10 protein-coding genes are annotated in these 14,716 nt (G+C 42.7%); 3 read left to right on the top strand and 7 right to left on the bottom strand.

Annotated features, from left to right (window positions below; all coding sequences use genetic code 11):
* The first annotated feature begins 54 nt into the window (after positions 1-54).
* Complete coding sequence (locus G500_RS0113740) at positions 55-462, top strand: DUF779 domain-containing protein (RefSeq protein ID WP_027002972.1); 408 nt, start codon at positions 55-57, stop codon at positions 460-462.
* Between the two features lie 22 nt (positions 463-484).
* On the opposite strand, the gene G500_RS0113735 is transcribed toward G500_RS0113740, so the two are convergent.
* From G500_RS0113735 to G500_RS0113705, 6 genes are all read right to left on the bottom strand, one after another.
* Entirely contained in the window at positions 485-4,105 is a 3,621-nt protein-coding gene (locus G500_RS0113735) for a M1 family aminopeptidase (RefSeq protein WP_027002971.1), read from the bottom strand.
* A gap of 90 nt (positions 4,106-4,195) precedes the next feature.
* Complete coding sequence (locus G500_RS0113730) at positions 4,196-5,077, bottom strand: ABC transporter ATP-binding protein (protein ID WP_027002970.1); 882 nt, start codon at positions 5,075-5,077, stop codon at positions 4,196-4,198.
* Between the two features lie 430 nt (positions 5,078-5,507).
* Positions 5,508-6,986, bottom strand: coding sequence for a GAF domain-containing SpoIIE family protein phosphatase (locus tag G500_RS0113720; protein ID WP_027002969.1), 1,479 nt, complete (start codon positions 6,984-6,986; stop codon positions 5,508-5,510).
* Positions 6,987-7,075: 89 nt separating this feature from the next.
* Positions 7,076-8,188 (bottom strand): GAF domain-containing protein, encoded by a 1,113-nt coding sequence (locus G500_RS25150; protein ID WP_027002968.1) that lies wholly within the window; start codon positions 8,186-8,188, stop codon positions 7,076-7,078.
* A 51-nt stretch (positions 8,189-8,239) separates the two neighbouring features.
* Positions 8,240-8,767 (bottom strand): hypothetical protein, encoded by a 528-nt coding sequence (locus tag G500_RS0113710; protein WP_027002967.1) that lies wholly within the window; start codon positions 8,765-8,767, stop codon positions 8,240-8,242.
* Between the two features lie 328 nt (positions 8,768-9,095).
* On the bottom strand, positions 9,096-9,506 hold the full coding sequence (locus G500_RS0113705; RefSeq protein WP_161626138.1) for a SpoIIAA family protein: 411 nt from the start codon (positions 9,504-9,506) through the stop codon (positions 9,096-9,098).
* Between the two features lie 398 nt (positions 9,507-9,904).
* Between G500_RS0113705 and G500_RS0113700 the strand changes: the two genes are divergently transcribed.
* A complete protein-coding gene (locus G500_RS0113700; RefSeq protein WP_086047917.1) occupies positions 9,905-10,786 on the top strand; it encodes a purine-nucleoside phosphorylase in 882 nt (293 codons plus the stop codon).
* Between the two features lie 609 nt (positions 10,787-11,395).
* Here G500_RS0113700 and G500_RS0113690 read toward each other — a convergent pair.
* Complete coding sequence (locus G500_RS0113690; RefSeq protein WP_154657161.1) at positions 11,396-13,003, bottom strand: hypothetical protein; 1,608 nt, start codon at positions 13,001-13,003, stop codon at positions 11,396-11,398.
* A gap of 289 nt (positions 13,004-13,292) precedes the next feature.
* Here G500_RS0113690 and G500_RS0113685 point away from each other — a divergent pair, with 289 nt between their 5' ends.
* The gene (locus tag G500_RS0113685; protein WP_027002963.1) at positions 13,293-14,612 is read left to right on the top strand and encodes a hypothetical protein; all 1,320 of its coding nucleotides are present in this window, start codon (positions 13,293-13,295) and stop codon (positions 14,610-14,612) included.
* Positions 14,613-14,716: the final 104 nt, after the last annotated feature.

Genomic DNA, 14,716 nt, shown 5'->3' with positions numbered 1-14,716 from the left:
TTAAAAAAGTTATGTTATTTTGTCTAATTTAAAACTTATCAATCTTATCTTTTTATGAATGACCCTATCAAGCGCGTGCTGCTTACCCAAGAGGCTGCACAGGTTATCGATACCCTACGCCAAACGCATGGCGAGCTGATGTTTCACCAAAGCGGTGGCTGCTGCGATGGCTCACAGCCCATGTGTTTTCCCAAAGGCGAATTTAGAGTGGGCGGCAGCGATGTATGGGTAGGCAATATCTATGGCTGCGATTTTTTTATGAACCAAGACCAATTTGAATATTGGAAACATACCCAACTGCTGATAGACATTACCAAAGGCAGAGGCGCAAGTTTTTCGCTCGAAATCCCGTTGGGCTTGCGTTTTATTGTCAAATCGCGCCTCTTTACAGACCAAGAGTTGGAAAAACTTGAACCTACCTACACAGGTGAAGATTATTTGGAGAAACAAACGGAAAGGTAAGGTACAAAAGAAGGCGTGCGCCCTATTTTGTGTCCTCAATGTCTTTCACGTCCTTTATTTCCTTCACATTATCTTTTGGAAATCTATCTATCAAGATATTAAGTGGGTCTATGCCCGCCTTGATAGGTTTGCCCTTCACCTCCAAAATAAATTCATTTTCTTTGCCTTTAATAGGGTGCTTTTTCAAATAAGCCAACGTAGGCTTATCGGGGTCTTTGCCTTCCACATAAATCCCGATATCTACCCATTCGCGAAAAGGCAGCGTCTTTTCGTTGCCTAAGGTGTCGGCTTGGACTTTTTCGCTTTCGGTCTTGATGCGCACCTGATAGCGGTCGCCTGCAAGGAGTTTGGCTTCTACTTCCACTACTTTATTTTGATAAAACGTAATTTTTTCAAACCAATCTTCAATTAGAAATTGTAGTGAATCAGGAGTTACGGCGCGAAATTCCTGCATAAGGTCTTCAGTATTGGGATAACGCCCTTGACTATATTGCCACTTTTTGATGTAGTTTTGCAGGGCAAGATTGACGCGCTCCTCGCCTACATAATCTTGAAAGGCATAAAAGATAAGTGAGCCTTTGTTGTAGTGAATGTACTGCTGCCCCTCCACTTCTACCAAAGGACGCTCCTTTTTTCGCTCTGCACTGCGCCCTGATAGGTAGGAATCCAATTCGTGCCGCAAGAAGGCTTGTATGCGTTCTTGGGGGTAGTGGTGTTTCATTACCATCAAAGCCCCATATTGAGAAAGCGATTCGGAAAGCATGCTGCTGCCTCGCACTGCTGCCTCCGTAACCTGATGCCCCCACCATTGATGCGCCGCCTCGTGTGCCGTTACGTAATAATTGACATCAATATCCTGCTCTCCTATGTCCAAAATAAATCCGATACCTTCCGAATAAGGAATGGTATTGGCAAAGGATTGGGCAAAAGTCGCATAACGGGGAAACTCCATGATGCGCATTTGGCGGTATTGATATTCGCTAAAATTTTTGGAAAAATAAGAAAGGGCATCTTTCATACCTCGCATCATGCGTTCCAGATTGTAGGTATGAGGTTTGTGATAATAAATTTCGAGAGCTACCTCTTTTCCACTTGGGCTTACCCACTTATCGCGCATAACTTCGTATCGCGCTGATACAATGGAGAAAAAATTAACCATCGGTACGTCCATTTTGTAGTGAAAATACGCCCTTCCGTTTTCCTTCCATTCTTTTTGCAAATAACCGGGTGCGATTGCGATTTGGTCGGCTTCGGTACTAAGGACAATTTCAAAATCTATCCTATCGGCATCATCGCCAAAGAGATTGGAACGAAGTCCCTGCGGGTCGTTGCGCTCCAAAGTGCGCTCTTTGATAGCCAAGCCATACTCGCGGCGTTTGTCGTCAGAAGTTAGTTCGTAGTCTGAATTATAGCCTAAGGCAGGTAGGAAATTGGTATTATTGAAGAAAGTGCCATTATAGACCAAATCGGTACTATTAGAAAAGCCTTCATTTTGCACCTTTATCTCAAAATCTAAGCGCAACGTGTCGTCGGGTTGTAATGGAGGCGAAATTTTGTAGATGGTATAGGTGAAGCGTTCCCACGTTTGCTTGACTTCAAAAGGGCGTGAGAAATAGAGCTTTTCTATTTCGAGGCGTTCGCTGCCATTGGTTTGAAGGTGAATTTCTGAAAGTGGCGCATTTGTCTTGTTTTGTAAGATAAAAAAGCCTGCCAGATTCGCCTTTCGCTCTTTTGGAAACAAATCGACTTTTAAGTTGGTAGCAATAATTTTAGGTTGCGCCAAAGATTCGTATTTTTTAAGCGTTTCTTCGTAAGCGACTTGGTCTTGTTCCAATTCTTTCGAGTTTTTGTATTCGCCCACTACATTGACATTGTAGAAAATAAAGGCACTCGAAGCCAAAAAAGCAACGCTCAAAAAACCCATTAAGGTCAGGTAGCCCCCTGTGAGGCGTTGTTTGCCCAAACGAAAGCGCGTTTTAAGCGAAGTTTCTGTCCCCCTAACCACAAAATAAACGGCAACTCCAAAAAGCAAACACGCAAAAGCAAGCCAATGCAGCGCGTAAGCTGTAAAGGTTTTGAAGAAATGACCAAAGCCATTCATATCCGAATAAGTCCCCAAATCTGCACCAGAGGCGAAATTAAATAGGGGGTGTTCTATATGAAGATAGGCTAAAAGCATTTCGGTAATGAAAAAGACCACCAAAAGAATATAACCTACAAACTTATTATTTACCATACTTTGTATAAAAAAGCCTAACAAAGTATAGAGAACTATCATCATAAAAAAGTCTGTAAAGAGCGTAATCAGGTAGATAGAAATTTCATAGTCGAAATAGCCTTTGAAAGTCTGAACGCCTATGCCTGTCAGCAGGAGGGCAAAAAGCAAAACCACCTGCGCCCCTATCAATGCCACCACTTTTGAGGTTAGGATTATCCAATCTTTGATAGGTGTGGCATCTATGATAAAATTTAACTTATATTGATTTTCTTGTGCAAAAAGTTCGCCTGTATAAAAAACAATGATAATTAGAAAAAACAAAGAAAAACCAGAAAGACTTTCGGTCATAAAAAACGTCTTGGGCAGCGGCGAAACGCCATAAATTTCACTTAGCGACAAACTGCCAACTATTACCTGAATCATACCCGCCAACACAATGGCGATAAAAGCTACCTCTTTAAAGAGATTTTTGAGGTAAAAAAGGGTCATCTTTCCTACCTGCAAAAAGTCCGCTTGGATACCAAAATGAAAACTTGCCTTTGGAATAACGACTTCTTTGGGTACAGAACTCGTGCTTTCTTGTGGCTTAGGGTTTGCCTTTTTCTTGAATAGGGGTTCTTCTATTTGGCGGAAAGAAAAACGATTGTAGAGCAATATCAATCCTAAAAAGGCAATGCCGACCCAAATCAGGCGATTGTAAAGCACATAACCTTCAAGCCCCACCAATTCCGTATTTTTTTGGACAATAGACCAATATTCCGTCTGACGATTGAAGGCAGAAATGCCAAAAGGGTCTAAAAAAGGCGTTAATTCCTTGTATTCCAAAGAGTTGCCGATACTGCTCGTTACCAAGTATAAGACCAATAAAAGCACCCCTTGTGTATAAACAACCAGCATCTTCCTGCTCAAAGCACCGCCAGCAAACATCAGCACGCCCGAAATAAAGAGATTGCTAAACCCAAAGAGAAGAAAAGGCTGCACAAAATGCCACAAATTAAAGGGTTGTAATTTTTGGGCATCGCCAAACCAAAGTACATAGCTGCTGCCTGCTATCATACCCAATAAAGCCCCACTAAACACAAAAATTAGGATAAGAAAAGAGCCTATAAAACGCCCAAAGAGGTAATCTCTTTTTGCCATAGGTGTAGTAAAAAGCAAGGCATCGGTTTTATGCTCGAAATCGCGCAAGACCGCCACGCCCATAATGGCAGAGGTTATCATCATAAAAAAGGCAGTGATGATAAGTAAAATAGTGGCAATGTTGGTAGGCGCGTTGATTTTAACTGCGCCTGCTGCACCCCCAATGATAACGGCATCAGTGGAAAAGGCAAGAAAGGTGAGCAAAAAGATAATCGCAAAATACAGAAAGGTGGCAGGGCGTTTGAAACGATATTGCAGTTCAAACCTGATGGTTTCTAAGAGCATGTGCGAAGGAATTTTGGAGTAAAAAAAGAATAAGGCTTTACAAGCAAATACAAGTTTGTTTCAAAAGTTATCTCAAATGAGAATATTTTTCTAAAAAACTTGCTTTTTACCAAAAATTTCATAAAAATAGACATCTTCCAAATCGGGTTCTATTTGTGTGAAACCTTCTTCGGGTTCTGCCTCGCTCCATACGTGTATGACGGGTTTTCCTGCTATCATTCTATCAGAAATGACATTGAGGCGAGCTTTGTAGCTTGGGATTTGGTCGCGGCTAATTCTTTTCTGCCAAATTTGCCCTTTTATGGTTTCTAAAGCTTTGCTGGGGTCAGTTTGCAGCAGTAGCGTTCCTTTGTTGATAATTGCCATATCGGTACAAAGTTCGCGTACATCTTCTACGATATGTGTAGAAAGAATCACGACAGTATTTTCACCAATTTCGCTCAAAAGATTGTGGAAGCGATTGCGCTCGGCAGGGTCAAGCCCTGCGGTGGGTTCATCTACGATAATAAGTTGGGGGTCGGCGAGCAAGGCTTGTGCAATGCCAAATCGCTGCTTCATTCCTCCACTATAACCGCCTAAGTTTTTTTTCCGCGCCTCATAAAGGTTGGTCTTGTGCAGGAGTGCCGCCACGCGCTCTTTGCGCTCTGCCTTATTGGTAATGCCTTTCAGCACCGCCAAATGGTCTAAAAGCGTAACGGCATCTACTTTTGGATAGACCCCAAACTCTTGGGGCAGGTAGCCCAACAAGCGGCGCACCTTGTCTTTTTCCTTCAAAACGTCTATTTCGCCAAAGCGAATAGTACCCGAATCGGCTTCTTGCAAAGTGGCGATAGTACGCATCAGGGAAGATTTGCCTGCTCCATTGGGACCGAGCAATCCGAACATGCCCTTTCCCAAGGTAAGCGAAACATTTTTGAGGGCTTGCACGCCATTGGCGTAAGTTTTGGTCAGATTTTCTATAATGAGTTGCATATTTTCAGAAATAGATATAAAACAAAAGTAGAATGGTTTTCAAGCATAACTTGTCATAAAAATCTGCTTATCAGATGCTTTTCTATTCGGATAGGTTGCAAGTTTTTACACTTTGTTACGAAGGGGCAGCGATTATTTTTTTGTTTTCATAAATGGCAGAAGAAAAAGCTCGAAAAAAAAAGCCCCAAAGGAAAATTCCCTTAGTGGCTTAGGTGAGTTTTTTGTAGGTTTGATATAAGTTTGCTTGTATGAAAGCAAGTTAGTTTGTACAAAAAAGTCTTGTTTTTTCAAAATTTTGTCAAAATTGGCACAAAATAAAATTTGGACTTAAACCCTAAGGGTCTTGAAGACCCTTAGGGTTTGGGGCATAGGACAAGGCAGTACCTTGTCCCTACATTTGCATCTGATTTTTAGAATTTAGAATATTGCCCTACACCCTCACTCCCAAAACTAACACGTCGTCGGTCTGGTCTTGTTCGCCTTTCCAAAGTTCAAAATTTTGTCTTAGGATACGCGCCTGCTCTATGGCAGGCATGCGCCAAATCTCTTGTAGCAAATTTAGAAACGCTCCACGCATAAATTTTTTGTTGTTTGCGCCGCCAAATTGGTCTTGAAAGCCGTCGGAACAGAGATAGAGCATGCCATTTCCCTGCATCTGGGCTTGCTGATTGACAAAACTTTCCTTTCGACGGAGGGGGGCTTGTTTTCCGATAGGCAGGCGCGTGTGTTCTAAGCGTTCTATGCCTTTTTCGGTCAGATAGTAGGCAGCGTTCATCGCACCTGCATAATGAATTTTCTTGCCTTTGTAGTCGAGCAAACAAAGCGACATATCCATGCCATCTTTGGTATTGGTTTCGCCTACGCGTAGCAAACTCTGAACGCGCTCATTGAGGTAGGTCAGCACTTGGGCAGGCGAGGGCTTTTCGTAGTGGCTCATCGCATGTTCGAGCAGGTTCATGCCCATCATCGCCATAAGTGCAGCAGGCACGCCATGCCCTGTACAATCTACTGCCGCTACCCAAGTTCCCTGCGCATTTTGAAATGTCCAGTAAAAATCGCCTGAAACGACATCTCTTGGCATAAAAAGCAACGCATATTCGCCTAACCTTTCCTTCAAAATTTCCGCGCTGGGCAGCATGGCTTGTTGGATACGTTGGGCATATTGTATGCTCGCCATGATGTTTTCGTTTTTCTTTTCAATCAGCGTTTTGGTACGCAAGATGTCGTGATTTTTTTCCTCTAATTGGCGTTTTACCTGTTCGAGGTTTTCGTTAATGGCGATAAGTTCTTCGGTCTGTTGGCGTAGTTCCTCCTCTTGGGCGCGAATTTCCTCGTTTTGGTGGTGCAATTTTTCTATCAAGGCTTTGCGCTTGTCTTGTTCGCTCACGCCCGACCAAGCCGCCGCAATTTGCCCCAAAGCCTGCCAAAGCAGATGCAATTTTTGGGTATGGAAGTGATTGGGGTGATACAATTCCACAACAGCGAGCAGGTTTTCGTTGAGCATAATGGGCAGGATAAGCCACGAGCGCAAGGGAATTTGGTAGGTTGCACTCTGATAAAAAAAATGGTTCAGATTTTCAAAAAAAAAGACCTCCTTATTTTTTATCACTGCACGATAAACGCCTTCGCTTTCCCTGCCCACTTTTGTTTTGGTAAGCATGGCGGCATCACAAGCAAAACCTGCCGAAAAGTGCAAACTCTCCGTATCCTCTCTAAAAGCCCAAAAAACACCCATCATAGCCCCAACTTTCTGCGAAAGCCAAGTAATGATGTGTTCAGCAAAAATATTGGGTTCTTGCTGATAATTTTCAGAAAGCAAGCGGTAGAAATCGGCTAAATCCGCCTGCGTCTGCTCCCAGTTGGCTTCTGAAAGGTCTTTCAAGAAGTTTTGAAAATCCTGACGGGTCATGAAAAAGGTTTTTAGGGGCGGTATCGTTAGCCTTTGTGGATAATTTTTAAAATAGAGTGTAGTCTATTTTTGCACATTTCAAACCAACATCAAGACATTTTTTTGATGCGACTGTATTCATCAATTTCATACCCTGCCTGTTGAAGTGTGTCGTGAAGGTAGGTAATGTCCGTAATAAGTTTCCAAATACGACGCTCCTTTCGCTCGCCTACCGTAATTGGCACATACGCTCCACTGATAAAAACAGGGCTGCCATCTTTGGCAAAACGCTTAAATTCGCCACGCAAATACGCGCCCTCTGCCAGTCCTTTCCAAAAATTGGCATACTCCTTAGATTGTGCATACGCCTTGCCCACAAACAAGCGATGGTGCTGCCCTTTGATTTCCTCCATCTTGTAGCCCATTGCTTTTAGGAAAGTTTCATTAGCAGAAATGATAGTGCCATCGGGTTCAAATTCGATAGAACCCAAACCGCTTTGGTCGAGGGCTTGTAGGCGTTGTTCAAATTCTTTGTTGGTGCGATGTACTTCTTCTTGTATTGCCTCCAATTCTTCTAAATTCTGCCGCAATTCCTCTTCGGAAGAGCGCAAATCTTCTGCCTGTCGCATCGAGATTTCGAGCAATTTTTTAGTACGGGCATTGATGATGATACTCTGCAACATCGCCGCCACATTTGCACAAAGACGCTGAATTAGCTCACGATATTTTTTGGGGACATCGTGCAAGAAAAGAAGTTCTATCACGCCATAGGCTTGGTCGTTGAAGACCAAAGGCGACACAAGCATTGCACCTGCATAAACTGCGCCCGCAGAGGCTTCTAAGGCTACTTGCGACTGATAAAGGTCGTTGAAATAAAGCGGCTCACGCAATTTTACCACTTGCCCAATTAGCCCTTCACCTACCCGATAACGCCGCTTGGACATCGTGTCAGGCGTGCAGGCATAGCCTGCAAGGGCATCTATGTTGGGGTTTTCTTGGTCTATCAAAAAAAACGCGCCACGCACACTGCTGACCATACAACAAAGTTCGGTGAGGATAATTTCGGCAAAGTCCTCTAAGGGTTTGTTGTAGTTGTGGCGCAGGACGTTGTCGAACTTTGTAAGTTGGGAATCTATCCAAAGGCTTTCCTCTACGGTATTGCCCGACTGGGTCAGGGCTTGCTTGGTATCTAATCGATTTGAATCCCTTTGATTTGTGTCCATAGGAGATTGAGAATGGTTAAAAGTTTTGATTAGAAAACACATTTGAAAAAATCAAAGCTCACGTACTAACTTTTTTCGGTTGATATGCACACTCCACATGCCCTCGAAGGCAGTAGTGCCTTTTGGCGCGGTAAATAAAATGGTTTCGGCTTGGTTTATTTTCTGCAAATTGTCGCCATTCTCTTTGAGCTGTGTAAAATCTTGCGCCTGCTGATAGGCTTCAAAGATAAGTTTTTCTTTTTCGTCCATTGCAGCGGCTTGGTCAGGCGTTGTTTTATTGCACCAGAAAACCACTTTTTCTATGTAAAGAAAACGGGCAGAGTCTAATAAAGGGGACTTATTTTCACCACAAAGCGGATTGGGCGCGGCTGCCAGACCGCTTTCAGTTAGGAAAAGTTTGGCTTTCTGCCCTGCTAAGGCTAATAGGTCAGCCTCTTTGACCTGCTTGATGGTTACTTCCTTTTTAAATTCCTTCATTTGCTGTGCCGTAACTGCACGCTTGCCATCGAGCGGGTCGCAGGCAGCAAAAAAGAGCAGGCTCAATCCTAAAACAATCAGGCTCAAAAAAAACCTTTTCATACTTTTTGTGTCAGATAGTTGGAATATTTCAAGGCAGGCGATAGGCTTGCCCTCCGACTACAAAAATAAACAAAAATAGATAGGCTTCCTAAAAAAAATGCCTCAAAGTTGTAAAGTCTTAGCGGCTGTGAACAGGACTACGGCAGCCGTTTTAGGTCGGTGCAGCAAGTCCGTTTCAGGATTTTGAGCGAGGTTTTAATCTTGTGTAGTAGTAGAAAAAAGGAGTTGGACTATTTTATCAATATTTTTTACTTTGTATTTTTATTCAATGACTTTATTTAACGGTCTGTTTGGTGGCTTTTGTTTCAATCTTTCTACTTCAATCCTTCTATTTGATAAGCCACTCTTTGGCTTGGATACGGTCGTCGAAATATTGGATTTGAAACTTAGAATTGATTTGCATTAAAGAGCCTAATAAAAGTTTGGAAGTCAATTTTTGTAGGGGCGAAAGCGAGCGCACGATTGCCACTTTGAAATTTGTGCCAAAATGCTTTTGGGCAGCAGGCATAAATTTCATCAACAGCCACGCACGCGCCGAAGCGGAAACCTGATTGAGGTTTTCTTGGCTCAACAGCAAGCGATTGTAACCCTGCGTTTTTTCCTTATCTAAAAGCATTTCGAAGGCTTCTTTATACTCTTGGTCGCTAACCTCGCCCTCCATTTTGAGCAAGACGTACTGTTCTTTGTTGTTGATAAAGGCACTCACGCCTTTGGCTGTGGCTTCGTAAATTGGTAGCATAATCGTACAGAGGTAAGTAGAAATGGGGTTTTGAAACAGAATGGTATGCAAAGCTACTATTTTTTTTCGTTTGAAATGCCTTTTTTCCACAAATTGGCACAGATTTTTTTCGCATTTGTCGCTTTTTTTAAAATCTTTCGACGAATCCTGCATTTTTCAAGGTTAAAATAAAATTATTTTGTGGCAATGGCGCGATTCTTGAACTTCTTAGCCCAACAACAAGCCTACCTTTTTATCCGCTCCTCTTTTTTGCGCCTTTTCAGATGGGTCTAAATTTAGACCTTTTTTAGAAAAAAATACGCGATAGGCAACGTTTATGACGACAAACTGCCGCCAAAAATCGACAAAAATAAAAAATCATAACAAATCTTACATCTGGTTTCCCTAATTTTTAGCGCATGACTACTCTCAATCCCTCTCTTCCGCTTTCAAATGCTACCCTTGCCGCACCCAACGAGGCAAAGACCGAATTGGCAAAAATCACAGAAGCCGCTCACTACCTCAAAAGCCGCACCCAAGCCTTCCCACAAGTGGGTATCGTGCTTGGCACAGGGCTAAGTTCGCTGGTAGAGGAAATCAAAGTCGCCCACACTATCGGATATGAAGAAATCCCGCATTTTCCGCTTTCCACCGTAGAAAGTCATCAGGGAAAACTTATCTTTGGCGAGCTGGGCGGAAAAGAAGTCGTCGTCATGCAAGGGCGTTTCCACTACTACGAAGGCTACACGATGCAGCAGGTAGTCTTTCCTGTGCGCGTCATGAAACTTTTGGGAATAGAGGCACTTTTGGTATCAAACGCCGCAGGCGGACTTAATGCCAAATACCACCTTAGCGACCTGATGCTCATTCACGACCACATCAATTTACTACCCGACAACCCCTTGCGCGGACAAAACATAGAAGCCTTAGGCGTGCGCTTTCCCGACATGAGCGAGCCTTATAGTTTGGATTTAATACAAAAAGCCAAAACGATAGCCGAAGAAAATCATATTTTTTTGCACGAAGGCGTATATGCCAGCGTCATGGGTCCTAACTTAGAAACCAAAGCCGAGTACCGCTACTTGCGTACCATTGGGGCAGATGCCGTAGGCATGTCCACTGTTCCCGAAGTAGTGGCGGCGGCGCACATGGGGCTGCCCGTTTTGGCTATTTCAGTCATCACCGACCTTTGTAGCAGCGAAAATCTCAAAAAAATAACAATAGAAGAGGTAATACAAGCCGCAACCCAAGCCGAACCAAATGTAACTTTTCTTTTTACCGAGCTTATCAAAACTTTGTAACAAAAATATTTTTTAAACACTTATTTGCATAAAAAAACTAACAGTCTTTTGGGAACTGTTAGTTTTTTTTAGAAAAAATGGCGTTGTTACAACGGTCAGAAGGTCAAAAAACGGGGTTTTGTGCTTCGCTCAAACCTGCTGAACCCCCACCCTGCCCTCCCCCCATAGGGGAGGGTTCGAAAACCAAATCATTTTTTTTGCATAAATGCAAAAAAAATTATTCCGAATCAAAGCCCCGCCCTATGGGGTAGTAATGTTAAGTTCTGTAAAAAAACTTGTTTGGTCAAATTTGAAGCGAAATAAAATTTGGTTTTGAAACCCTCCCTTTAGGGGAGGGCAGGGTGGGGTTCATTCCTTTTTTATTTCAATCTCACTGCGGACAAGGCAATGCCTTGTCCCTACATTTGAATCTAATTTTTAGAATTTAACATCACTGCCCCATAGGGGAGGGTTCGAAAACCAAATCATTTTTTTTGCATAAATGCAAAAAAAATTATTCCGAATCAAAGCCCCGCCCTATGGGGGCGGGGTTTGGGGTGGGGTGCATTTAAGGCTTTTATCGTTGTAACAACGCCGAAAAAATACAAGCGAAAAAACACAAGATTTAAGCTATCGCGCTACATAAACTTGATAGCTATAACGGATTTCCTTTTCCGCCCCTGCGCCCAATTCTACCTCCCAAGCGACTTGATTTTGGGCATTGATAGCAGAAGCATAACTATTAGCCAAAACTTTATCTACCTTCCAAGTGGTATCCGTTTTAAGCATATTGCCTACTACATTGCGCTTGATTTTCAAGGTGATAGCCTTTTCTTTGGCGTTGCGAAGTGTCAATACGCCTTCTACGGTAAGCAATTCGTAAGTGCGTCCGTCTTTTTGTTTGATACCCGACTTGCGCTCGATTTCAGATTCGCTATGTTTGACCAAAATTTCAGGCGAAGCAGTTAGCGGCAAAATTCCCTCTGCCCCTTTCGCTACATAAGGCAACAAGTCCTGACTAAGCGGATTGCGCTGGTTTTGGTTCAGATTCGTAACCATAGCCGTTCCCGTTGTCCAAGGATAAGCCGTTGTATTTTTCATTTCTATCGAATGGCTCACCAAAATATTTTGGTTTCCATTGTCTAAATTTCCATATAAATTATTAGTTGGAATTTGGGTCTGATACAAGTGGCGATATTTCACTTCTTCCTGAAAGAGCGTATAAAAAGCACGCGCCCCTTTGGGTAGAATTACTTTTTTAAGTGAATAGAAAAATAAATCTTCTTGTGTGGAAGTTTCCATCGTCGCTTCGGTGTCGGGCATAGAATAATCCAACATATCTGCCGCCTCATACCTTGCCGATTGCGCCATAACTGCATTGGTCAGGATTCGATTGGCGTAATAATCCGAACTGCCCCCATTGAGAGCTGCCAAAAACTGCGCAACACTTTGGCTCGAAGAAAGAGGCTCTAAAAAATCGCTATACTTGAAGTTGGGAACGCCTACTACCAAACTCAAATCACTTTCATAAATATCTTCGGCATCATTCATGACGCTGGCGCGTAGGCTGATGCGTGCCTTTGTGTCGTCGAGCAGTTCGATGGAATAATTCGGCAACCAAGCAAAATTTTTCTGCATATAAACCAATTCTACCTCTTCTTTGCTCTGTGGATTTTGAAACTCTAATTCCAAAACGCGCTGTTTGGTCAGATAAGCCACTTCCATAGCTGGAGCTTTCTCAAAGTTTGCCTGCTTGATGGCATCTACCGACAAGGCGCGAAAACTGTTGGCAGGCTTCAAAACTTGTAAAAACACAAAATTACCTTCTATGTTTTCAATTTTGGCTTCAATATGCTCGCCTGTTTCAAGGAGCAGATGCGCATTTTTGCCCTGATTGGCGTAGAGCAAAGCCGCCATGCTACTGACTTTCTGCATTTCTTTCTGTCGCATTTCCTTTTCCATAGAGGTAATGCGTTGCAAACGCCCCGACTGTCCGTAAATCCAGAAAGTGCCAAAAAGAGCTTGTGGCAAATCGGCGATATAGCCCTTATTTTTTTCGGGCTTGACTTCCACTTTTTTGACAAAAAAACTTGTCCCATTTTTAAAAACTACCACCTGCGAGGCTTTCTGTTCTACGGCAGAAGATTGTGCCTGCGCCGAAGGGGTGAAAGAAGGCGTTAGACTCATGGCAAAAAATAAAGTAGATAAAAGCACTATTTTTTTAAAAGGAAAAAGCATATTTTTTTTTGTTAAGATGAAAAAGGAAAACAAACACAAGGCTTCTAAAAAGTAGTGTCCTGTTTTGCCTTCAAGATGCGAAAAAAGTACAAACTCCACAAATGAAAAAGAAAAAAAGCAGGTTTTATCTTTTTTTAGGAAAGCAGTTTCTACAAATTGTCGCTCGCAAGGGCTAAGGGTAAAGCCTTTTCCCAAACTTTTTAAGCTACTTTTTTGGGATTTGTCGTTTTTTTCTCTATTTTTATCGAACCAAAAAGAAAAACCTCTATTCTATCCTCTTTCGCTTGCTATGTCTTCTCCTATCTCTACTGCTGCGGCACAAAAACCTATCTCTCAAAAACGCCTCAAACGCCAAATGAGCCTATTGGCAGGACGCTTGCCCATTGCTTGGTCGGTGAGTTTTCTGTTTTTTGTCGTCGGTATTTTTTACTACTCTGCCCAATTTGCCGTCTGGGACGCTCCTTTTACTTTGGGGCTAAGTGATAGTGATGCAGAATTGCTTTTTTCTTATCGCGACATAGGCTTTGCCCTCGGACTGGTTTCGGGTCTGATGCTTTTGCGTGTCTTTACGGTACGCGCCCTAATGCTGCGAAGTGCCGCTTTTTTCTTAGCTTCCACGATTTTGATGCCTTTTTTAGATGGTTGGTTTGTTTTTTTAAAAATATTTTTCCTAACAGTAGGATTTATCACAGGAGTTTTATACCTAACAGGCTATTCCCTTTTGAGCAAACGCGCCGCCAAAAGTAGAGATTTTATCTGCGCCATTCTGCAAATAGAAGGTTTTTTTGGCTTAGGATTGGGTAGTAGTTTTCTCTTTTTTACCTTCTTTACGGGCGCGACAAGTGGCGATTTGAGTTGGGGCTTGGGCTATGGCTTGCTCTTTCCTCTTCTCTTGCTTATCACCATTCTACTTTATTTTGCACAAATTCCCGAAAAAGAGCCGCCTTTTTCTATCTTCGAGGTGCGCCGTCTGTATGGCAAACTTGCCTTTTTTAGCTTCAACCCTTTGGTCTTGATTTCTATTTTCTGTGTGATTCTGCTCACCTTTATAGAGGTACATTTTCAAAACTGGGTAGATTTTTTTTCTACCCAACTGGTAGATGCAGGCGAATGGCAATTTCACCGCCCCCTTATTCAGGTTCTGATTTTGGTTGCGCTGGCGGTTAGCAAATTTGGTGCAAGTATTCTATTGCGCAAACTAACTCCTGCCTTCTATTTCTTACTTTCTGTCGTGATGCTGGGTTTTGCCGTTGCCTATGCTGCCTCCTTTCTGGGGCAGACTCCCATTTTAGCCGCTACGCACTTAAAAGCACTTTCGCCTACTTTCTTTTTCATTCCGCTGATGGCGTTTTTAATGAGTCCGCTTCCGATTTTGGTCTATGTTCTTTTAGCACAACACACCACTACCGAAATTCGCCTCCTGCTCGTTGTGATACTGACCATTATCTCGCGCTTAGGCTGGCTCTATTTGCCGCGCCTTTCTCATTTTTTCTACAAAAACTTTATCGGACACGTAGCCTACTATTTTACCCTTATCCCTTTGGCACTACTTTTCGTGCTTTTCTTTCTAAACTATTTTGACTTGAAAAACAAAAACACAACTACTTAAATAATGCCCTCACAAGGGCGATATTGAAGAAGATAAAATCCCAAAATGCACCCCAATACATAGTCCAGTGAGTTAAATTTTGCGAAAAACCTTAGCAAATTTGA

This window comes from Hugenholtzia roseola DSM 9546, from assembly GCF_000422585.1.
Taxonomy (GTDB): Bacteria; Bacteroidota; Bacteroidia; order Cytophagales; family Bernardetiaceae; genus Hugenholtzia; species Hugenholtzia roseola.
The sequence above is the reverse complement of the archived record's forward strand: the minus strand, read 5'-3'. Positions and strand labels throughout refer to the sequence as shown.

What these genes read in the sequence shown, in the direction of transcription:
- G500_RS0113685 (WP_027002963.1), top strand. Translation starts at nt 13,293, where the DNA reads ATGTCTTCTCCTATCTCTACTGCTGCGGCACAAAAACCTATCTCTCAA.
- G500_RS0113735 (WP_027002971.1), bottom strand. Translation starts at nt 4,105, where the DNA reads ATGCTCTTAGAAACCATCAGGTTTGAACTGCAATATCGTTTCAAACGC.
- G500_RS0113730 (WP_027002970.1), bottom strand. Translation starts at nt 5,077, where the DNA reads ATGCAACTCATTATAGAAAATCTGACCAAAACTTACGCCAATGGCGTG.
- G500_RS0113700 (WP_086047917.1), top strand. Translation starts at nt 9,905, where the DNA reads ATGACTACTCTCAATCCCTCTCTTCCGCTTTCAAATGCTACCCTTGCC.
- G500_RS0113690 (WP_154657161.1), bottom strand. Translation starts at nt 13,003, where the DNA reads ATGCTTTTTCCTTTTAAAAAAATAGTGCTTTTATCTACTTTATTTTTT.
- G500_RS0113705 (WP_161626138.1), bottom strand. Translation starts at nt 9,506, where the DNA reads ATGCTACCAATTTACGAAGCCACAGCCAAAGGCGTGAGTGCCTTTATC.
- G500_RS25150 (WP_027002968.1), bottom strand. Translation starts at nt 8,188, where the DNA reads ATGGACACAAATCAAAGGGATTCAAATCGATTAGATACCAAGCAAGCC.
- G500_RS0113710 (WP_027002967.1), bottom strand. Translation starts at nt 8,767, where the DNA reads ATGAAAAGGTTTTTTTTGAGCCTGATTGTTTTAGGATTGAGCCTGCTC.
- G500_RS0113720 (WP_027002969.1), bottom strand. Translation starts at nt 6,986, where the DNA reads ATGACCCGTCAGGATTTTCAAAACTTCTTGAAAGACCTTTCAGAAGCC.
- G500_RS0113740 (WP_027002972.1), top strand. Translation starts at nt 55, where the DNA reads ATGAATGACCCTATCAAGCGCGTGCTGCTTACCCAAGAGGCTGCACAG.